The 18,507-nt window shown below is 71.2% G+C and carries 22 protein-coding genes; 8 read left to right on the forward strand and 14 right to left on the reverse strand.

Going from position 1 to position 18,507, the window contains the following annotated elements:
- The first annotated feature begins 107 nt into the window (after positions 1-107).
- The 5 genes from BLT99_RS17635 to BLT99_RS11265 are packed head-to-tail and all read left to right on the forward strand — an operon-like array spanning position 108 to position 2,372.
- Complete coding sequence (locus BLT99_RS17635) at positions 108-278, forward strand: hypothetical protein (RefSeq protein ID WP_157674986.1); 171 nt, start codon at positions 108-110, stop codon at positions 276-278.
- A complete protein-coding gene (locus BLT99_RS11250; RefSeq protein WP_092672364.1) occupies positions 275-649 on the forward strand; it encodes an iron chaperone in 375 nt (124 codons plus the stop codon). The genes BLT99_RS17635 and BLT99_RS11250 overlap by 4 nt, the downstream gene beginning before the upstream one ends.
- A 48-nt stretch (positions 650-697) precedes the next feature.
- Positions 698-1,384: a YdeI/OmpD-associated family protein gene (locus BLT99_RS11255; RefSeq protein WP_092672367.1), complete on the forward strand. Its 687-nt coding sequence runs from the start codon at positions 698-700 to the stop codon at positions 1,382-1,384.
- Positions 1,381-2,136 carry a sulfite exporter TauE/SafE family protein gene (locus BLT99_RS11260; RefSeq protein WP_229724342.1) on the forward strand — a complete coding sequence of 252 codons (756 nt, stop codon included), beginning with the start codon at positions 1,381-1,383 and terminating at the stop codon, positions 2,134-2,136. The genes BLT99_RS11255 and BLT99_RS11260 overlap by 4 nt, the downstream gene beginning before the upstream one ends.
- 50 nt (positions 2,137-2,186) lie before the next feature.
- The gene (locus BLT99_RS11265) at positions 2,187-2,372 is read left to right on the forward strand and encodes a hypothetical protein (protein WP_092672370.1); all 186 of its coding nucleotides are present in this window, start codon (positions 2,187-2,189) and stop codon (positions 2,370-2,372) included.
- On the opposite strand, the gene BLT99_RS11270 is transcribed toward BLT99_RS11265, so the two are convergent.
- Together BLT99_RS11270 and BLT99_RS11275 are read right to left on the reverse strand one after the other, a co-directional pair.
- Complete coding sequence (locus BLT99_RS11270; RefSeq protein WP_092672373.1) at positions 2,369-2,632, reverse strand: hypothetical protein; 264 nt, start codon at positions 2,630-2,632, stop codon at positions 2,369-2,371. The genes BLT99_RS11265 and BLT99_RS11270 overlap by 4 nt on opposite strands.
- A 171-nt stretch (positions 2,633-2,803) precedes the next feature.
- Positions 2,804-3,403 carry a VOC family protein gene (locus BLT99_RS11275; protein ID WP_092672376.1) on the reverse strand — a complete coding sequence of 200 codons (600 nt, stop codon included), beginning with the start codon at positions 3,401-3,403 and terminating at the stop codon, positions 2,804-2,806.
- 164 nt (positions 3,404-3,567) lie between these two features.
- Between BLT99_RS11275 and BLT99_RS11280 the strand changes: the two genes are divergently transcribed.
- Together BLT99_RS11280 and BLT99_RS11285 are read left to right on the forward strand one after the other, a co-directional pair.
- Entirely contained in the window at positions 3,568-4,995 is a 1,428-nt protein-coding gene (locus BLT99_RS11280; protein WP_092672379.1) for an APC family permease, read from the forward strand.
- A gap of 143 nt (positions 4,996-5,138) precedes the next feature.
- Positions 5,139-5,720, forward strand: a complete 582-nt coding sequence (locus BLT99_RS11285; protein ID WP_092672382.1) for a dihydrofolate reductase family protein — start codon at positions 5,139-5,141, stop codon at positions 5,718-5,720.
- 28 nt (positions 5,721-5,748) lie between these two features.
- On the opposite strand, the gene BLT99_RS11290 is transcribed toward BLT99_RS11285, so the two are convergent.
- The 8 genes from BLT99_RS11290 to BLT99_RS11325 all read right to left on the reverse strand — a co-directional run bounded on the left by BLT99_RS11290 (position 5,749) and on the right by BLT99_RS11325 (position 14,884).
- Positions 5,749-6,477 carry a formylglycine-generating enzyme family protein gene (locus BLT99_RS11290; protein ID WP_092676162.1) on the reverse strand — a complete coding sequence of 243 codons (729 nt, stop codon included), beginning with the start codon at positions 6,475-6,477 and terminating at the stop codon, positions 5,749-5,751.
- 55 nt (positions 6,478-6,532) lie between these two features.
- The gene (locus BLT99_RS18060; RefSeq protein ID WP_229724343.1) at positions 6,533-7,435 is read right to left on the reverse strand and encodes a lytic transglycosylase domain-containing protein; all 903 of its coding nucleotides are present in this window, start codon (positions 7,433-7,435) and stop codon (positions 6,533-6,535) included.
- Positions 7,436-7,579: 144 nt separating this feature from the next.
- Complete coding sequence (locus BLT99_RS11300; RefSeq protein WP_092672385.1) at positions 7,580-8,656, reverse strand: ABC transporter ATP-binding protein; 1,077 nt, start codon at positions 8,654-8,656, stop codon at positions 7,580-7,582.
- Complete coding sequence (locus BLT99_RS11305) at positions 8,653-10,146, reverse strand: ABC transporter permease (RefSeq protein WP_229724344.1); 1,494 nt, start codon at positions 10,144-10,146, stop codon at positions 8,653-8,655. Before BLT99_RS11305 ends, BLT99_RS11300 begins: the two co-directional genes overlap by 4 nt.
- Before the next feature lie 59 nt (positions 10,147-10,205).
- Positions 10,206-11,243, reverse strand: a complete 1,038-nt coding sequence (locus BLT99_RS11310; RefSeq protein ID WP_133988439.1) for an iron ABC transporter substrate-binding protein — start codon at positions 11,241-11,243, stop codon at positions 10,206-10,208.
- A 103-nt stretch (positions 11,244-11,346) separates the two neighbouring features.
- A complete protein-coding gene (locus BLT99_RS11315; RefSeq protein WP_092672388.1) occupies positions 11,347-12,711 on the reverse strand; it encodes a class I SAM-dependent methyltransferase in 1,365 nt (454 codons plus the stop codon).
- Positions 12,708-14,087, reverse strand: a complete 1,380-nt coding sequence (locus BLT99_RS11320) for an FAD-binding oxidoreductase (protein WP_092672391.1) — start codon at positions 14,085-14,087, stop codon at positions 12,708-12,710. The genes BLT99_RS11315 and BLT99_RS11320 overlap by 4 nt, the downstream gene beginning before the upstream one ends.
- A gap of 47 nt (positions 14,088-14,134) precedes the next feature.
- On the reverse strand, positions 14,135-14,884 hold the full coding sequence (locus BLT99_RS11325) for an aspartate/glutamate racemase family protein (protein ID WP_197675493.1): 750 nt from the start codon (positions 14,882-14,884) through the stop codon (positions 14,135-14,137).
- A 77-nt stretch (positions 14,885-14,961) separates the two neighbouring features.
- Here BLT99_RS11325 and BLT99_RS11330 point away from each other — a divergent pair, with 77 nt between their 5' ends.
- The gene (locus tag BLT99_RS11330) at positions 14,962-15,267 is read left to right on the forward strand and encodes a YciI family protein (protein ID WP_133988437.1); all 306 of its coding nucleotides are present in this window, start codon (positions 14,962-14,964) and stop codon (positions 15,265-15,267) included.
- 42 nt (positions 15,268-15,309) lie between these two features.
- On the opposite strand, the gene BLT99_RS11335 is transcribed toward BLT99_RS11330, so the two are convergent.
- From BLT99_RS11335 to BLT99_RS17640, 4 genes are all read right to left on the reverse strand, one after another.
- On the reverse strand, positions 15,310-15,711 hold the full coding sequence (locus BLT99_RS11335; RefSeq protein ID WP_092672397.1) for a type II toxin-antitoxin system VapC family toxin: 402 nt from the start codon (positions 15,709-15,711) through the stop codon (positions 15,310-15,312).
- 66 nt (positions 15,712-15,777) lie between these two features.
- Complete coding sequence (locus tag BLT99_RS11340; RefSeq protein WP_092672400.1) at positions 15,778-16,254, reverse strand: DNA alkylation repair protein; 477 nt, start codon at positions 16,252-16,254, stop codon at positions 15,778-15,780.
- A 27-nt stretch (positions 16,255-16,281) separates the two neighbouring features.
- Positions 16,282-17,238 (reverse strand): LysR family transcriptional regulator, encoded by a 957-nt coding sequence (locus BLT99_RS11345; protein ID WP_166670880.1) that lies wholly within the window; start codon positions 17,236-17,238, stop codon positions 16,282-16,284.
- 95 nt (positions 17,239-17,333) lie between these two features.
- Positions 17,334-18,377 carry a LacI family DNA-binding transcriptional regulator gene (locus BLT99_RS17640; RefSeq protein ID WP_166670879.1) on the reverse strand — a complete coding sequence of 348 codons (1,044 nt, stop codon included), beginning with the start codon at positions 18,375-18,377 and terminating at the stop codon, positions 17,334-17,336.
- Positions 18,378-18,507 lie beyond the last annotated feature (130 nt).

Here is an 18,507-nt window from a genome sequence, read left to right on the forward strand (position 1 = left end):
CCGCGCGCCGGACGCATCGCGTCAGGGAACGATCGCATCGGAATGGCCCGGCGCGGGCCCGTCTGCGACAATCGGGAACGCGACGCCCGTCAGCAGAAGGAGCACCGATGACCGACTACCGCACGATGCCGGAATCCACCCCGCTCGCCCGGGAGTCGAAGATCACGCTCCTCGGCACGGCGCTCATGCTCGTGATGGGCGCGCTCGTCATCGGTTCGGGCGTGGTGCTCGTGGCCGCCACGATCCTGCTCGGCGACAGCGCCTTCGATCTGCCGTGAGCGGGAACACGGACGCGGCGCCGCAGACCGTCGAGGACTACATCGCGTCCTTCCCCGATGACATCGCCGACCGGCTCCGGCGCACGCGCGCCGCGATCCTCGCCGAGGTGCCCCACCCCGAGGAGAAGATGCGCTACGGCATCGCAGCAGTCATGCTCGGCGGCCGCTATGCGCTGCACTTCGCCGGATGGAAGCAGCACATCGGCATCTACCCCGTCCCCACGCTGCCCGACCCGCTCGAGTCCGAGGTCGCCCCGTTGCGGTCGGGCAAGGATTCCGTGACGTTCACGCACTCCGTCGAACTGCCCGACGCGCTCATCTCCCGCATCACCGCGGCGATCGTCTCCCGGCGCGCGGCGGCGGCCGACTGAGTTGCCGCCGCGCCGCCACATGACGGAGGGCGCTGGCAGACTCGTGCCATGAGCGCGACGATCGGCACGCCCGGCGGCACTCCCGAGCGGCCCGCGATCTTCTTCTCGGGCCCCGATGAGTTCCGCGCTTGGCTCGAGGCGAACCACGCCAGCGAGACCGAGCTGTGGATGGGCCTCTACAAGAAGCACGTGCGCGACCGCGGACTCACCTGGGAAGAGGCCGTTCCCGAGGCCCTGTGCTACGGATGGATCGACTCGGTGTCGCAGCGCATCGATGACGATGCGCGCCGCCAACGCTGGACCCCCCGTAAGCCGGCGAGCAACTGGTCGTCCGTCAACATCGCGATCGTCGAGCGCCTCACCGCCGAGGGGCGCATGCGCCCCGCCGGGGTCGCCGCGTTCGAGCGGCGGCGCGACGACCGGTCGGGCGTGTACTCGTTCGAGAGCCCGCCGCAGGAGTTCCCACCCGAGCAGGCCGCGCGGCTCGCCGACGATGCCGCGGCATCGGCGTTCTGGGAGGCCTCGACCCCCACCTATCGCCGCCAGGTCGTGCACTGGGTGCTCTCCGCGAAGCAGGAGGCGACGCGCGAGCGGCGCCTGGCTCAGCTGATCGATGACAGCGCGGCGGGCCGGCTCGTCCCGCCGCTGCGCTACGGCGAGACGCCGAAGTGGGCCGAGCGTGCGGCCGAGGCGGCCCGGGCCGCCTCGGCGTCCGGTGACGCCTCCAGCACGTGATCGCGACCTTCACGCCCCTCGAGTGGCTGCTCCTCGCGGTCGCGGCCTGCGCGGTCGGCCTCTCCAAGAGCGGCATGCCCGCGTTCGGGCCGATTCCCGCGGCATTGTTCGCCGCGGTCCTGCCCGCACGCGCGTCGACCGGCGCCGTGCTCGGACTGCTGCTCGTCGGCGATCTCATCGCGGTGCGGATGTACCACGCGCACGCCGACTGGGGGATCCTCCGTCGACTCATGCCCTCGGTGGTCGTCGGCGTGCTGCTCGGCGTGCTCGTGCTGTGGTTCGCCGATGACGCGACCGTGCGCCGCATCATCGGGGCGATCCTCGTCCTGCTCGTCGTGCTTCGCGTCGCGCTCCTCGCGCGCGAACGCCGCCAGAGCGCTGAACCGCGTCCGCTCCCGGCCGGACTCGCTCACGTGTTCGGGCCGCTCGGCGGCTTCACGACGATGATCGCGAACGCCGCCGGCCCGGTGATGTCGCTCTACTTCGTGGCATCCCGCCTGCCGGTGCAGGCCGTGCTCGGCACGGCCGCGTGGTTCTTCCTCATCGTGAACGCCTTCAAGGTCCCGTTCTCGGTCGGGCTCGGGCTCATGACGCCCGAGTCGCTGCTGCTCAACCTCCTGCTCGTACCGGCGCTCCTGATCGGCGCGCTCATCGGATGGCGCGTCGCCCGCCGCATCTCGCCGGTGTGGTTCGAGCGGATCGTGCTGGTGCTCACGCTCGCGTCGGGGCTGTTCCTGCTGCTGCGCCCCTGAGTCTGGACCGTCCCGGGCGGTCGGGCTACGTTCGTCGTCAGGGAGGCACCATGCCGAATGACGCTCGACGCACTGAACCCGGATCCGACACCGACCTCGCCCTCGAGCGCGCGCTCGAAGCGGCGCACCTGCGCGCCGGGGATTCGCTCGGGGGTACCACCGCGACCGTCCTGGAGGATCGGGAATCCTCCGCCGTCGACGCCGGCGACCTCGGCGGCGCGGGAGACGGCGACTAGTCACAGACGGCTGCGTCGAACCCACCTCCGTTGAGCGGAACGTTCCCGCCCATCGTGATGGGGATGACGCCGGAGAGCGGGCCGCCCTCGGCGGCAGACGCGGGAGTGACATTGGTCTGATTGGCTCCCGCGTTCGCGGGCGCGGGCGTGCACCGCAGCGGCGTGATGCCATGCGTGTGGGCGGATGCCGCTCCGGCGGGGACGACCACGAGGCCGGCGATGACGAGGCCCGTGCCGACGAGGATACGCAGGCGTGACATGAGTGCTCCTTTCGACTGACTGCCGCATCGGCCCCGGTGATCGGACCGGCGCAGCCGCAGGGCGCCGCGATGACTCCCGATCTGTACTACGAGGTGGAGTGGCGAGAAGTTCACCGCCATCGAGGTCTCCGACACCGATCCGGTGTCACGGGCTGACGTCACTCCGCCTCGTCAGCGAGGGAGTGGGTTCGGCCCGGTCGCGGTGACCAGCCGCTGCGGGACCCAGCCCTCGACGTGGCGGATGCCGTCGAATGTGCCGCCCTGCAGCTCGATGACCTCGCGCAGCGAGCGCCGGTGGAACTTCACGTGGGTGAAGTCCTCGAACAGGACGTAGTACGGCTCGTTCCACTGGTTCTGGAACTGCTGTCCCGTCAGCACCTCCCGGTGCGTGCGTGAGAATTCGTCGACCTCCTCGCCGACCACCACGCCGAAGTGCTCCATGCCCATCTTGTAGATGCGCTGATGCACCGGCGGGATGAGTTCGATGAGCGGGATCTCCTTGCCGTCGAGGACGCGGAGCGGCTCGGAGAGGAGGAGCATCGACATCGGCCGTCCATTCCAGACGCCCTCCATGTTGGCGGTGGAGTGGCGTTCGAGCAGCGTCCGCACGTGCACGTACTGGTCCCACTCGGGAACGCGGAAGGCGAGATGGCCGAGCTCGTAGGGCGCGATGTCGATGCCTCGCGTGAGGAGGCGATCGCGCTGCTGCGCCGTGAACGCCCGATAGTCCCCGATGACGTCGCCGACCGGATCGGCCGTGGCCGTGGTCATGTGCTCAGTATGGAGCGTGCTGCGGCTGCACGACAGGCCGGGATTTCCGGCGATTCGACAGCGCGGCGCATTACAACGCTCGCGATCGACATCGCGGCGGTGCGCGACATCCGCTCGCTCACGTAGTGTCACCCCGCTCGACAATGGCGACGACAGGATCCACCATGACCACTTCCGCACTGACGGCCAACCCCACCAAGCTCAAGCGCTCCCTCGGACTCTGGGCGATCGTGGGCCTCGGACTCGGGTACATGACGCCCATGACGGTGTTCGACACGTTCGGCTACGTCTCCGAGGAGAGCGGCGGCGTCGTGCCGCTCGCGTACCTCTTCGCTCTCGTGGTGATGCTGTTCACCGCGATCAGCTACGGCCGGATGACGCGGGTCTACCCGTCCGCGGGCTCGGCGTACACCTACGCCTCAGAGACGATCCACCCGAACGCCGGCTTCCTCGTCGGCTGGACGGCACTGCTCGACTACCTGCTGCTGCCGCTCGTGAACGCGCTCCTCGTGCGCCAGTACCTCGAGTCGTTCTTCCCGGAGGTGCCGGGCTGGATCTGGGTCGTCGGCTACGTCGCGCTCATCACGCTGCTCAACCTGTGGAGCATCTCGTCGACCTCGCGAGTGAACGCCACCCTGGTCGTCTTCCAGGTCGTGCTCATGGCGGTCTTCGTGCTCCTCGCGTTCGGTGCGCTGCAGCAGGGCGCCGGCAACGGCACCGCCTTCAGCATCGAGCCCCTCTACCACGCGAATGTGCAGATCGCGACGGTCATCAGCGCGGCGACGATCGTCTGCTTCTCGTTCATCGGCTTCGACGCGATCACGATGTACACCGAGGAGGCGAAGGACGCGCACACGGTGCCGAAGGCGATCGTGCTCTCGCTCGTCATCGGCGGCGTCATCTTCTTCACCGCCGGATGGTTCGCGCAGTCGCTGTTCCCGGTGACGGAGGGCTTCACCGAGGGCACCGCACTGCCCGAGATCGCGTTCTCGGTCGGCGGCATGCTCTTCCAGATCTTCTTCGTCTCGGCGGCGATCGCCGCGGCGGCGGCCTCGAGCCTCTCGTCGCACGCCAGCGTGTCCCGCATGATCTACGTCATGGGCCGCAACGGCGACGGGCCGATCGCGCGCCGCCTGTCGTACGTGCACCCGAAGTTCCGCACCCCGGCCGTCGCGGTCGTGCTCGTCGGCGTCGTCTCGCTCGGCGCGGCCGTGGCCGACCTCGACTTCGTGTTCTCGATGATCAACTTCGGCGCGCTCATCGCCTTCACGGTCGTGAACCTCGCGGTCATCCTGCACTTCGCGATCCGCCGTCGCGAGGTGAAGACCGCGTGGCAGGTCTTCCGCAACGTGGTGCTGCCCGCGATCGGCGTCGTGCTGACGGTCGTGCTCTGGCTCAACGTGAGCAGCGAGGCGATGACCTACGGCCTGATCTGGCTCGCGGTCGGGTTCGTGGCCCTGCTCGTGATGACGCGCGTCTTCCGCCGCAAGCTCCGCATGTCGCTGCAGGAGGACGAGGTCATCACCGAGGGCGACGAGGGCGCGGAGGCGCTGCTCGACGACGACCGGGAACGGCTCGCCGCGCGCGACTAGCGCCCGCGCCGCCATCGAGGGCGCCGCCTGGACTCGCGTCCGGGCGGCGCCTTCGTCGTCTCGGCCATCGCGGGCCGATGTCGATCGCCGCCCTCTCCGTTCGACGTACCAGTGAGAGCACGTTGCCGAGAGAGGAGCACATCATGGGCATCGTCATCTTCGACATCAGCATGTCGCTCGACGGCTACATCGCGGCGAGCGGCATGACGCCCGAGACCGGCATGGGCGTCGGCGGCGAGGTGCTGCACGACTGGGCCTTCGCCGGCGGCGAGCGCGACCGCGAACTGCTCGACCAGGCCGGCGCACGCCTCGGCGCCGTCATCGCGGGGCGTCGCACGTACGACAACTCGATCAGGTGGTGGGGAGCGGATGGCCCGACGGGATCCGCGCGAGTCCCCCTATTCGTCGTGAGCCACGGCGAGCCCGCCGACGTACCGGAGGGCGGCGTCTACACGTTCGTCGGCGACATCCGCTCGGCCCTCGACGCCGCCCGCGCGACCGCCGGCGACGCCGACGTGGGCATCATGGGCGGCGCCGACATCGCACGGCAGTTCCTGCGCGAGGGCCTCGTCGACGAGATCTCGATCCACCTCGTGCCGGTGGTCTTCGGCAGCGGCACGCTCCTCTTCGGCGACGGCTGGATCGACCGGCACGTGCGCCTCGAACGCCCGGAGGTGGTCGATACGGATGCCGCGACGCATCTGAGGTACCGCGTCGTCAGGTGATCGTGGACCCCTGGACGCCGCGGCGCGCTCAGCGCCGCGGCGTCCAGCCGGACGGCAGCGGCCCGTCGATCGACGCGCGCTCGAGATCGGCCTGCGCCGACCACCCCTGCGCGGCATCCGTCGCGTCGAAGCCCCCGCGCGCGACGCGGAACCCGACGTCGTCGTGGTGCATGCGCGGGGCGCCGCCGCGGCGCGTCGACGCGCGAACGCTCCACGCGTCATCCGCGTACCCGCCGCCGCGGAACACGCGGTACTCGTCGTAGCGTGCGGGGTCGAGCAGGTCCCAGCACCACTCCCAGACGTTGCCGAGCGTGTCGAAGAGTCCGTTGAGGTTCGGCAGCTTGCCGCCCACGGGCTGCGGCGAGGCCACGCCGTCGGCGCTCGTCCAGGCGATCTCGGCGAGCGGCCCGTAGTGCGGACCGGTCGACCCGGCGCGGCAGGCGAACTCCCACTCCGCCTCGGTCGGAAGCCGGAACCCGTCGGCGTCGACGTGCCAGGTGACGTCCTCGCCGTCGAACGCGTACGCCGGGTCGAGCCCTTCCCACTCCGAGGCGGCGTTGCAGAATCGGATGGCGCGCAGCCAGCTCACCTCGGTCGCCGGTCGACGTGGGTGGTTCGCCGTCTCCCCCAGCAGCTCGCCGAGCTGGGCCTGCGTCACCGGATACACGCCGATCTCGAACGGCTCGAGTTCGACGCTCCACCGCACCTTGCGGCGCGCGTCGTGGAGAGCGACGGTGCCGCCGTCGATCCGCGCCATCTCGATCTCGGTCACCGGGGCAGTCTCGCACGCGGCGATGACCCGTGGCAGCCGGTCAGTTGACGGCGGCCGCGTACTCGTTCGCGATGCGCGCGACCTTGTCGACGTAGGCGTCGTCGTGGTTGTACGAGAACACGGCGCCGCGCCATCCCTCGGCACTCGTCATCGGCCCGGAAGCGCAGAGGTACATGGCGGCGGCGTGCGCGGCGTCGTCGATCTGGTTCGGGTCGGCGACCCCGTCGCCGTTGGCGTCGATGCCCCACATGTCCCACGTGGACGGAATGAACTGCATCGGCCCGACCGCGCGATCCCATTCGGTGTCGCCGTCGAGGACGCCGTCGTCGGTGTCATGGATGGCGGCGAAGCCGTTGCCGTCGAGCGCCGGACCGCGGATCGCCGGCCGGACCGTGCCGTCCGCGTCGAGCGTCGAATCGCCGTGGCTGCCGTGCCCGGACTCGATCGAGCCGATGGCCGCGATCGTGGTCCAGTCGAGGCCGCACTCGGGCTCGGACTGCGCGATCGAGACGTGGGCGAGTGCGTACGCCGACAGGGCCCGCGCGGGGATGCCCGTCGCCTCGGCGATGCGCGAGACCCAGCTCTCCTCGACCTCGGCGCTGGTGTCGACCTCGGGCTCGACCATCGGGGCCACCTCGGAGCTGGTGACGCCGGTCGGCGCCTCGGTCGACTCGCCTGGGCCGGCCGCCACGTCGCCGTCGTCGAGGGGCTCGCTCACGGGCGGCAGCGCGACGCCCTGCCCGCGCGCCGAGTCGGCGGCGAATCCGCCCGGGTTCACGGCGACGCCGACCGCGGTGACCGCGTAGACGGTCCCGACGATCAGGGCGATGACGGCCACGACGAGCCCGACGTACCCCGCCACCTGCGCGAGGATCTGCCGACCCGAACGCGGCTCGGTGCGGCGACGCACAGGATCGCCGTACGAATCGTCATCCCAGGTCATCGGTGAGCAGCTCCGTTTCGGGCGTGGTTCCTCGGGTGCCCGACGGGTCGATGCGTGCCGCGTCACCGCGGAGCCTCGAAACCCGCCCGTTCAGCCTAACCGCGAACCGGGACGCGCGGACAGTCCGGGGCCAGACGTCCCGCGTCAGGCCGTGGTCGCGACGGGCGGCTGATCGGGCTCGGGGTAGAGCACGACGCCGCCGTCGACGGCCACGCGCACGGGGCAACCGGGCACGAACCGCGCCGCCTCGTGCAACGGGATCCGATGGCTCACCTCGACAGGGAACTCGGTCGCGCCGAGCCGCAGCTTGAGCTCCGCGGACGCTCCCGTGCGGCGCACCCCCACCACGGTCGCGTTCCCGTCGAGCTCGGCGGGTTCGAGCCGCAGCTGCTCGGGGCGCAGCATGGCGCACACCCGCTCGGCGCCGCCGCTGCGGTCATGGCGCACCGCGAGGCATCCGAATGCGCAATCGGCGAGCGCGGCACCCGCCGGCTTCGCGGGAACGACGACCACGTCGCCGAGGAACTCGGCCACGCCGGCGTCGACGGGCGCGTCGAACACGGCCGCGGGGTCGCCGGCCTGCACCAGCCGCCCGCCCGCGAGCACGCCGACCTGCTGGCCGAACGAGAGCGCCTCTTCTTGGTCGTGCGTGACCAGCACGGCGGTGACGCCGCTGCGCTCGAGCACCTCGACGACCGCGCGGCGGGTCTGCGCACGCAGGCCCGTGTCGAGCGCGCTGAACGGCTCGTCGAGCAGGATCACCTTCGGGCGAAGGGCGAGCGCCCGGGCGAGTGCGACGCGCTGCTGCTGGCCGCCCGAGAGCTCGTGCGGCATGCGGTCCGCCAGCGCCGGGTCGAGCGAGGCGAGCTCCATGAGCTCGGCGACCCGCGCGGGCCGACGCTCGCTGCGCGGCAGCCCGAACGCGATGTTGCGGGCGACCGAGAGGTGCGGGAACAGCGCGCCGTCCTGCGCGACGTACCCGATCCCGCGACGGTGCGCCGGCACGGATGTCGCGGGGCCGGCGAGCTCACGGTCGTCGAGCGAGATCGTCCCGGCGTCGGGCCGCTCGAAGCCGGCGACGAGGCGGAGCAGCGTGCTCTTGCCGCTGCCGGACGACCCGACGAGCGCGAGCCGCGTGCCGTCGGGCACCTCGAGGCTCACGTCGCGCAGCACCTCGGTGCTGCCGAACGACTTCGAGATGCCGCTGAGGCGAAGGGTCATCGAAGGCTCCGTCCGGTGGCGTTGGAGAACATGAGGGCGACCGCGGGCACCGAGAGCAGCACCAGCAGCACCGCGTAGGGCGCGGCGGCCGGGTAGTCGAGCGAGGATGCCGCCGACCAGAAGCTCGTGGCGACGGTGCGCGTGCCGGTGGGCGCGAGCAGGAGGGTCGCGGTGAGCTCGTTCGCCGCGCCGAGGGCGACCAGCGCGCCGCCCGCGACCACCGAGGGCAGCAGCATCGGCGCCGTGACCCGCAGCCGGGCTGCCCACGGCGGAACGCTCAGCGAGCGCGCCGCCTCCTCGAGCGACTCGGGCACCTGCGAGAGGCCGGCGCGCAACGGCACGAGCGCCCGGGGCAGGAAGATCACGACGTAGGCCGCGATGACCGTGAACGCCGTCTGGTACAGGGCCGGGGCGAAGGCGAGGGTCGTGGCGACGAGCGCGAGCGCGACGATGATCGCCGGCAGGCTGCTCGCGAGGTACGCCGCGCCCTCGAGCAGTCGCGACATCCGGCTCGGGTATCGCACGGCGAGCCACGCGAACGGCAGGGCGACGAGGATGGCGCAGACCGCGCCGCCGATCGACAGCCCCAGCGTCTGGATCGTCGCCGGCACGAGCCCGCCGAGGTCGGCCGAGTCGGCGCGGAACAGCCAGCGCACCACGCTCGCGAGCGGGACGACGATCGCCGCGACGACGAGGAGCGACGCGCCGACGACGGTCGGCACGGTGAGCCGGCCGAGCTCGAGTCGCACCGGCGGATGCGGCGAGCCGCTTCCGATGCGGGCGTACCGCGCGCGACCGCGCGCGAGCGACTCGAGTCCGAGCAGCACGAGGCAGAGCACCGCGAGCACGAGTCCGAGTGCGGCGGCGTTGGGTCCGGCGAACGTAGCCTGGTACGCGGTGACGATGGCGGTCGTGAACGTGTCGAAGCGCAGGAACGCGAACGCGCCGTATTCGGCGAGGAGGTGCAGGCCCACGACGAGCGCGCCGCCGAGGATCGCCAGGCGCAGCTGCGGCATCACGACCCGGGCGAAGACCGACCACGAGCCCATGCCGAGCGCGCGTGCCGATTCCTCGAGCGCGGGGTCGAGTCCGCGGATCGCGGCGAGCGCGGGCAGGTACACGAGCGGGAAGTACGCGAGCACCGAGACGAGCACGCCGCCCCAGAGCCCGCTGATCGATGGGATGGCGCTGGCCCAGCCGTAGCTCGCGACGAACGCGGGGATCGCGAGCGGCGCCGCGAAGGCCACGGCGAACGTGCGGCGCGCAGGCAGCCCGGTGCGCTCGACGAGCCAGGCGCCGCCGACGCCGAGCACGACGGTCGCGGGCACGCCGATCACGACGAGCAGGACGGTGTTGACCAGCAGCTCGCCCACCTTCGGCCGGAAGACGAGCGCCGACAGCTCGTCCCAGCCCATCGCGACCGCGGCCTGCACGACGTACGCGATCGGTACGAGCGCGCCGGCCGCGAGCACCGCGACGAGTGCGACCAATCCGACCGGCGGTCGACGCCCGTGCGTCTGGACCGTCGGTGAACGGGTCGCAGTGGTGGTCAGAGCAAGCCGGCTTCCGTCATGAGGTCGATGACCTCGGGTCCGTTGAGGGTGGACGGGTCGATCACGGGCGCGTCGAGGCTGTCGAGCGGCGGCAGCTCGGGCTTCGCGGGCACGTCGGAGGCGACCGGGTACTCGAAGCTGTAGCCCTCGCCGAGGATCTGCTGGCCGCGCTCGCCCGCGATGAAGGCGAGGAACTGCTGGGCCTCGTCGGGGTGCGGCGCGTTCTTCAGCACGCCACCGCCCGAGACGCTCACGAACGCACCGGGGTCCTGGTTGCCGAAGTAGTGCAGCTCGGTGTCACCGCTGTCCTCGGCTGCGGCATCCTGATCGCGGTACCAGTAGTAGTGGTAGATCACGCCGACGGGAACTTCGCCGGCGTTGACCGCCTTCATGGTGACGATGTTGTTGCGGTACTCGGTGGCGTTCTCGGCCATGCCCTCGAGCCAGTCGCGCGTGGCGTCCTCGCCCTGCGTCGCGAGGACGGCGGAGACGATGGCCTGGAAGTCGGCCTTCGCGGGAGCGGCGCCCCAGCGTCCCTTCCACTCGGGCTCGGCGAGGTCCATGAGCGACGCGGGCAGCTCGTCCTCGGAGATGAGGTCGGGGTTGTAGACGAGCACGGTGGAGCGGGCGGCGATGCCGGTCCAGGCTCCCGAGGCCGGGCGGTACTGCTCGGGCACGAGCGCGAGCGTGGCCTCGTCGACCGGGGCGAAGAGGTCGGCCTGCTCGACGAGCGACATCGCCGGCGAGTTCTCGGTGAGGAAGACGTCGGCCTTCGAGGCGGCGCCCTCCTGCACGAGCTGGTTGCCGAGCTCGCTGTCGTCGCCGTTGCGGAGCACGACGTCGATGCCCGTCTCCTCGGTGAACGCGTCGGCCCACTCCTGCGTGAGCTCCTCGTGCTGCGCGTTGTACACGACGAGCGCGTCAGGGTCGGCGGCGGGCTCCGCGGTGCCGGAGCCGCCGGCGGCGCAGCCGGCGAGCATCAGGGTGGAGACGGCGGCGGTCGCGACGAGCGCGCGGCGCAGGCGAGAAGACATCGAAAAGAGGACCTTCCAGTCCGAGCGGGGAGGTAAGGCTATCCTAAAGCACTGCGGATGCCCCGCCGTCACGATGCGTCGCGGGAGCGAGCCCCGCCCGCCGTCAGGGCGTCCACCACGGGCGCAGCGGCAGGTCGCCGACTCCGCCGTGCCCGTCGTCCTTCACGGCGAGCACCTGGTGCAGCTGGATGCCGCCGCGCTCGAACTGGAGTCGCGACCCAGCCATGTAGACGCCCCACACCTTGGCCTTCTCGAGCCCGACCTCGGCGACGGCCTCGTCCCAGTGGGCGACGAGGTTGGCGCACCAGTCCCGCAAGGTGAGCGCGTAGTGCGGACGCAGGTTCTCCTCGTGCAGCACCTCGAGTCCGGCATCCTGCGCCTCGGTGATGATGCGCCCCGAGCCGGTGAGCTCGCCATCGGGGAAGACGTAGCGGTCGATGAACCCGTGCGTCGACGGTTCAGCCTTGTTGTCGGGCCGGGTGATGCAGTGGTTGAGCAGCAGCCCGCCCGGGCGCAGCCTGGACCGCAGGAATCGGAAGTACGACCGGTAGTTGCGCACGCCGATGTGCTCGAGCAGGCCGATCGACGACACCGCATCGAAGCCCGATTCGCGGATGTCGCGGTAGTCGCCGAAGCGCACCTCGGCGAGGTCGTCGAGTCCCTCCTCGGCGATCGCCCGCTGGGCCCACGTCGCCTGCTCCTGCGACAGGGTCACGCCGACCGCGCGGACTCCGCGGCGAGCGGCGTAGCGCACCATGCCGCCCCAGCCGCATCCGACGTCGAGCAGCCGGTCGCCCGCCCCGAGCCGGAGCTTCTCGAACACGAGGCGGTACTTGTTCTCCTGCGCCTCGTCGAGCGATGCCTCGGCCCTGGGGTAGCACGCGCACGTGTACGTCATCGATGGGCCGAGCACCCACTCGTAGAAGGTGTTGGAGACGTCGTAGTGGTAGTGGATCACCTCGGCGTCGCGCGCCTTGCTGTGCCGCCGTCCGGTCCCCAACCGGCGCCAGCGCGGCGGCACCTCCTGCGGCGGCGGCGCGATCGGTCGCAGGTGCTCGACCCCGATCGAGCGGACGATCCTGGCCATCGTCTTCGGCGGCGGCATCCGGAACACCAGCTCGTCGGCGAGCGCCTTGAGCAGCTCGTAGGGGTCGCCCGGGTGCACGCCGTGGACCTCGATGTCGCCGGCGATGTACGCGCGCGCGAGGCCGAGGTCGCCGCGAGCGGTCGCGAGGTAGGTGGTGCCGCGTGGCGAGGTGAGCTCGAGCCCGAAGGGGGCGTCCTCGGGGCCGGCCGAGCTGCCGTCGTAGGCGGTGAACCGCAGGGGCAGCCGCCCGCCGGCGAGCAGTTCGAGGATCTCGGCGAGGGTCAGCTTGCGATCGCCTTCGGTCGTCGCCGTGGCCGTGCCGGATGTCGCGGCCTCGGCCGCGCCATCCGCCCCGGGTACCTGGCTCTTGAACGTCGTCATCGTCGTTGCACCGCCTTCGCGTAGAGGTCGAGGAGTCGTCCGTCGGGGTCGTAGCGTTCCTTCACCGCGCGGTAGGCGTCGCCGCCGTACCTCGCGTCGAACTCCTCGCGGGAGTAGAAGGCCTCGGAGTAGAGGGACTTGTGCCCGTCGAGATCGCCGACCTCCCGCTCGATGGCGCGGTTGGTCTCGCCGGGGGTCGCCCCGACCGGGACCGTCGACCAGAACCCGACGTTGACGTAGGTCTCACGCGGGCGCAGCGGGTAGAGCGACCAGCCCTCGTCGTCGCGCATCCGCACCGGGCACAGCCAGATCGGCTCGATCGGCACGTTCGCGAGGAACCACTCGAGGAACTCGACGGTCCGCCCGATGGGGACCTCGATGTCCTGGATGACCCACTCCCGCGGCGGCCTGCGCTTGAGACGCTCGAGCCCGTCGGCGATGCCGTACCGCCGCGCGAGGCGCATGAGCTTCCAGTACGAGCTGCTGCGGCGGTACCGCCGCGGCCAGAACCGGCGGATGAGCGGATGCTGCGCGCCGAACCCCTCCGAGCACCAGAACCAGTCGGTGTCCCACCGCCACAGGTAGTCGTGGATCGTGAGGCGATCGTGGAGGGCGCCGTCGTCATGCTGGATCGAGCGGTAGAAGATGCGCTGCCGCGTGTAGTCGCTGGTCGGGCCGGGAGCCGCTGTCTGCGCGCCGAGGCACAGGTAGCTCTCGTCGGCGCTGAACACGACGCCGTCGAGGTAGTCGACGCGCTCGCCGTCGTGCATGCCGGTCTCGACGATCCGGTCCATCGCGGCGACGAGGTTGTCGAGCGTGTGGAACCGCACGTGCGTGAGCGCGACGAATGGCAGCACGGGCTCGAGCTCGATGCGCAGGCGCACCGCGTAGCCGAGCGTGCCGTACGAGTTGGGGAAAGCGCGGAACAGGTCGGCATGCTCGTCGGGCGACGCCGTGACCACCTCGCCCGCGCCCGTGAGGATGTCGAGCTCGAGCACGGACTCGTGCGGCATCCCGTTGCGGAACGAGGCCGACTCGATGCCCAGGCCGGTGACGGCGCCGCCGAGCGTGATCGTCTTCAGTTGCGGAACCACGAGCGGGGTGAGTCCGTACGCGAGGGTCGCGGCGACGAGGTGCTCGTAGGTGCACATGCCGGCGACCTCCGCCGTGCGCGCCTCGGGGTCGACCGCGATGACGTGCGTCAGTCCCGACGTGTCGAGCCCCGGGGCATCCGCCTTCGCACGCGGCCGAAAGAGGTTCGACGTGGGCTTCGCGAGCCGAACCCCGGATGACTCGGGCACGGCCCGGTAGCTCGCGAGGAGCCGCTCCACGCCGTCGGCGTGGGCGTTGCGTGCGTCGGTCTCGCGAACGGACACGCCTTCACGGTAGTCCGCGCCGTCGGCGCCCGCACTCCCCCGATCCGCTAGATGAAGCCGTCGAGGGTGCGCCGCACCACGCTCGAATGGATCCAGTCGATGAGCGTGACGTAGTCCCACACCGGCAACCCGGTGGCGTCCTGGATCTGCTTCGCATACGGCGGCATGTCGCTGCACTCGAGCAGCAGCGCGCCGAGGTCGGGGTGGTCCTCAACCAGCCGCACGGCCGCGCCGACCACCTCGTCTCGCACCTGCTCGAGGTCCATCCAGCCCTGGTCCTCCAGGATCGCGCCGCGGAAGCCGGGGCTGTCCTCCATGCCGGCCACGACGATCGGCGCGTCCTCGCGGATGCCCACCGCACTCAGCATCCGCTGGTCGAGGCTGCTCCGCTTCGCGCACAGGATGCCGAGCCGCTGCTCGGGCTGGAGCGCGCCGAGCACCATCGGCACCTGGCAGAGGCTCGACAGGAAGACGGGAACCGGCAGCGCCTCGGCGAGCTCGCGTTGGAAGCGTGCGAAGTATCCGCACGCACCGACGATGGCGCGGCACCCGTCGCGGACGAGCTCTCGAGCGGCGGCGAGGATCGGTTCGAGCAGCGTCGGATCACCACCGATCAATCGAGGACTGTCGGCGCCCTCGACGACCGTGAACCTGACCGGGTAGTCGTACGTCGAGGCGTTCGCGACGTTGCCCGGGATGATCGGGTATCCCGTGTTCAGCAGCAGGATCCCGATGGCGTGCCCGGCCATCATCTGGTCGGCGGGCTGGTGGATGATCGTGCCCAAGGTTCCCCTCACCTCACGCCTCCATCGGCGATCGGACCCCTGTTCACCGTACAAGGGGATCGGCGGCGCACGCGGGTACCGTGTCGACCATGACAGCTGAACCTCAGTGGGTCGAGCGATTCGTGCTCTTCTACTTCTCGGGGCCTGACGGCCGCAGCCGCGTCCCCGAGGTGTTCCCTCGGCATCACGCGTACACGATGGACTTCATGGCGAAGCGACCGGGCGAGCTCCTGCTCACGGGTCCGCTCGCGGAGCCGGTCGACGGCCAACCCGGGGCGATGAACGTCTTCACGAATCGCGCGGCCGCCGAGGAGTTCGCGCCCGCCGACCCGTTCGTGGTGGAGGGCGTCGTCCAGTCCTGGAGCGTCCGCACCTGGCTCACCAGCCCGGTGTAGCCCGCGGCGGTAGACGGTGAGCCGGTGACGCGGTGAGACCCGTCAGGGTGCGCGGAGCGCCTCGAACGGCGCGATCGGGACGATGCCCTCGACGCGGCGAGCAAGGTCGGCGTCGAGCGTGATGAATGCGTCGGCCTGCAGCTGGGCGACGGCCACGTACTCGGCCGTCGTCGTGTCATCCCAGTCGAGTTCCTCGGCGATCTTCCACGCCACCGCGCGTGAGACGCGGTCGCCGAGGAGCCGCACTCGCAGGGAGGCGAGGCGGTCGAGTCGGGTGCGCGCGTCGTCGCGCGGCAACTCACCCGCGCGGACGGCGCGATAGAGATGCGACAGCACCTGCGAGCGGAGCACGTTCGGCGCGACCAGCTGGTGGCTCTCGGCGACGGGCAGGTCGTCCTCGGTGAGGCGTAGCGCGGTGAGGGCGTCGATCCCGAATCGTCTCATGGCCCGTCGCCCCCGTGAATTCCGTGTGCGGACCACGCTATTGCCGAAACGTGTCGGAGCGCGATGTCAGAGCAGCGACGCGGCGCGCCGCAGTCGAGGATCGGGGTCGACCGCCCAGCGCGCGACGACCTGCTGCGCTCGCGTCGCTTCGACCCCGCCCAACCCGGCCAGCAGGGGGCGGACGACGTCGGTTGTCAGCGGATCCACGAGTTCGGCGACTCGCGCATCGCGAAGGAACTGCTCGACGCGAGTGAGGTCGCTGCCCCGCAGCATCCGCGCGTGACGTTGGAGGAGGACGATGGCGGCGAGCCGGCGTTCGAACACCGGCTGCGACCACAATTCGGCGGCGAGCGCGGTGATCTCGTCGTGCGTCATGTCGGGATGCCGCCGACCGGCATCGCGTACGGTGCCCCGGATGGCGCCCACCGAGGCGCCGTAGAACCGCAGTCCCCCGCCGATCCGCTCGGCGTCTGCGTCGGCCCGCCACTCCGAAGCCTCGGCCTGGAGCGTGCGGTCGATGAACTCTGCGGCCGGCGACGTCACGGTTCGATTCTGCGCGACACGGCCTCGTCAGCGGGCCGCGTCGTCCCCGCCGACGCCCGCACCCGCGAGGCGCATGGTCTCCCCCGCCCTCGACGCGAAGGCCGTCGCGGTCGTCGCGATGGTGCGCTGCATCACGTCGACCGCGGCGGTGGTCGCGACATCCGCCGGCTTGGCGAGGCTGATGGTTCGCGTGAGCGTCGGCGCGTCGAGGCGGACCGAACGCAGGCCCGGGCGGTCGATGAGCACCATGGCGGGCACGATCGCGACGCCGAGCCCGCGCTCGACGAACCGCAGCACCGCGTCCATCTCGGCACCCTCGAGCACGATGTCGGGCGTGAGTTCGGCCGCTCGGAACGCGGCATCCGTCGTCGTGCGCAGGTCGTAGGTCGAGCTGAACACGATCTGCGGCAGGCGCGCGACCTCGGCGAGCCCGATGCGGTCGCGTGTGGTGACCGGCGGTGCGGCCGCGGATGACACGACCACGAGCTCCTCGACGAGCAGCGGCGTCACCGTGAACCGCTCGGCCGTCGCGGCATCCGACGTGGTGATCAGGGCGAGATCGAGCTCGCCGCTGCCGAGCTCGTCGAGCAGCCGCCGCGAGCCCTGTTCCGAGAGGTGCAGCTCGATGGCCGGATGGTCGGCGTGGAAGGCGCTGAGCACCTCGGCGACGAGGCTGATGCAGAGGGTCGGCGTGGCGCCGAGCCGCACGCGTCCGCGCTCGAGGCCGGCCAGCTCGGCGAGCTCGCGGCGCACCGACTCGGCGTCGGCCAGCATGCGGCGCGCGAGCGGCAGCAGTGCCTCGCCGGCGACCGTGAGCGTCGAGCCGCCGCGCGCCCGCTGGAAGAGTTCGGCCCCGAGGTCCTTCTCGAGGGCGGCGATCTGCCGGCTCAGCGACGGCTGCGCCAGGTAGAGCTCTTCAGCGGCCCGCGTGAAGTTGCCGAACCGGGCCACCTCGACGAACGATCGCAGCTGCTCGAGGTTCACGTCGATAGGCTACGCGCATCATCGCCGCCGACACGATGCGCTCGGCGCAAACAACGCCATGGCGGCGGCGCTGAGCGCCGACCCAGGCCCCGCCTTCAGCGCGCCGGCCGCGACCTGGGCCGGGTCGACGCGCGCTCGTGATACTCGAGCCCGAACGTCTCGATCAGGATTCCACCCTCCGGTGACGGGTCGTCGTCGTCGCCGCCTCCTCCATCGAGCATCGACACGAGCAGCTGGCCGGCCCGCAGGCCCGCTTCGCGCGGGCGGAGATCGAGCGCGCTGATCGGCGGCTGCACGATCCGCAGCGTGGCGCTGTCGACGTACGAGACGAGCTGCACGTCATCGGGCACGGTGCGCCCGAGCTCCTGGAGCGTCGAGAGGATGCCCACGCCGAGCCCGTCGGGCACGCAGACGATGGCGTCGACGTCGGGCCGGGCTGCGAGCAGGCCGTCGACGGTGCGGCGGAGTTCGATCGCAGCCGGCACCCCGACGAGCGGCAGGAACGAGAGCCCCACCGACTCCTGCGCGGACCAGGCCGCTGCGGCCTCGTGCACGGCCCGCACCCACATCTGGTCGATGTCGGGGATGAGGACGACGATGGAGGCCGCGCCCCCTTCGCGGAGGCGGTCGAGGAGCAATCGCGTGGCCGCGGCATGGTCGGCGGTGACGGATGCGGTGGGTTCCGGCACGCCGGGTGGCACCAGTTCGGAGGTGACGACGGGCCGGCCCGAATCGAGGATGGCCCGGGCGAGCGGGTCGTGCCCGTCGACGTCGGCCATGACGAACCCGTCGACATGGAGGCCGCGCGCCTTCCCGGGCGGGTAGTCGCCGGGGATGAGCGAGACCGTGAGCTCGCGATCGTTGGTCGCCTCGACGAGGCCGAAGGTGAAGTTCATGTAGTAGTCCATGGACGCCAAGCCCTGCGGCAACCAGAGGCCGATCGATCCCGCCCGGGCGCGGCGGAGGTTCCTGGCGCCGCTGTTCGTCGTGAAATCGAGCTCGGCGGCCGCGGCGGCGACCCGCGCTCGCGTCTCGGCCGAGACCCGCCCGCTGCCGGAGAGCGCCCGCGATGCGGTTCCCCGGGAGACACCGGACCGGTCGGCGACGTCCTGCAGCGTCGGCGGGCGTGTGGCGACCATCGGATGCCTCCCCTCGGGCTCTGATCCTACTGACCGGCGTCGGGCTCGGGACCAGTTTTGCACAATCGATTGCGCAATCACTCGAAATGAGGCAGACTCAGGCGGGTCACCCCGCTGCCGACGTCGTCCC

The sequence above is a fragment of the Agromyces flavus genome (assembly GCF_900104685.1).
Taxonomy (GTDB): domain Bacteria; phylum Actinomycetota; class Actinomycetes; order Actinomycetales; family Microbacteriaceae; genus Agromyces; species Agromyces flavus.

Excerpts from the sequence above, each read along its gene's own strand:
- BLT99_RS11285 (WP_092672382.1), top strand. The coding sequence starts at position 5,139 with ATGGGCATCGTCATCTTCGACATCAGCATGTCGCTCGACGGCTACATC.
- BLT99_RS11255 (WP_092672367.1), top strand. The coding sequence starts at position 698 with ATGAGCGCGACGATCGGCACGCCCGGCGGCACTCCCGAGCGGCCCGCG.
- BLT99_RS11330 (WP_133988437.1), top strand. The coding sequence starts at position 14,962 with ATGACAGCTGAACCTCAGTGGGTCGAGCGATTCGTGCTCTTCTACTTC.
- BLT99_RS11270 (WP_092672373.1), bottom strand. The coding sequence starts at position 2,632 with ATGTCACGCCTGCGTATCCTCGTCGGCACGGGCCTCGTCATCGCCGGC.
- BLT99_RS17635 (WP_157674986.1), top strand. The coding sequence starts at position 108 with ATGACCGACTACCGCACGATGCCGGAATCCACCCCGCTCGCCCGGGAG.
- BLT99_RS11275 (WP_092672376.1), bottom strand. The coding sequence starts at position 3,403 with ATGACCACGGCCACGGCCGATCCGGTCGGCGACGTCATCGGGGACTAT.
- BLT99_RS11300 (WP_092672385.1), bottom strand. The coding sequence starts at position 8,656 with ATGACCCTTCGCCTCAGCGGCATCTCGAAGTCGTTCGGCAGCACCGAG.
- BLT99_RS11315 (WP_092672388.1), bottom strand. The coding sequence starts at position 12,711 with ATGACGACGTTCAAGAGCCAGGTACCCGGGGCGGATGGCGCGGCCGAG.
- BLT99_RS11335 (WP_092672397.1), bottom strand. The coding sequence starts at position 15,711 with ATGAGACGATTCGGGATCGACGCCCTCACCGCGCTACGCCTCACCGAG.
- BLT99_RS11280 (WP_092672379.1), top strand. The coding sequence starts at position 3,568 with ATGACCACTTCCGCACTGACGGCCAACCCCACCAAGCTCAAGCGCTCC.
- BLT99_RS11290 (WP_092676162.1), bottom strand. The coding sequence starts at position 6,477 with ATGGCGCGGATCGACGGCGGCACCGTCGCTCTCCACGACGCGCGCCGC.
- BLT99_RS18060 (WP_229724343.1), bottom strand. The coding sequence starts at position 7,435 with ATGACCTGGGATGACGATTCGTACGGCGATCCTGTGCGTCGCCGCACC.
- BLT99_RS11310 (WP_133988439.1), bottom strand. The coding sequence starts at position 11,243 with ATGTCTTCTCGCCTGCGCCGCGCGCTCGTCGCGACCGCCGCCGTCTCC.
- BLT99_RS11265 (WP_092672370.1), top strand. The coding sequence starts at position 2,187 with ATGCCGAATGACGCTCGACGCACTGAACCCGGATCCGACACCGACCTC.
- BLT99_RS17640 (WP_166670879.1), bottom strand. The coding sequence starts at position 18,377 with ATGGTCGCCACACGCCCGCCGACGCTGCAGGACGTCGCCGACCGGTCC.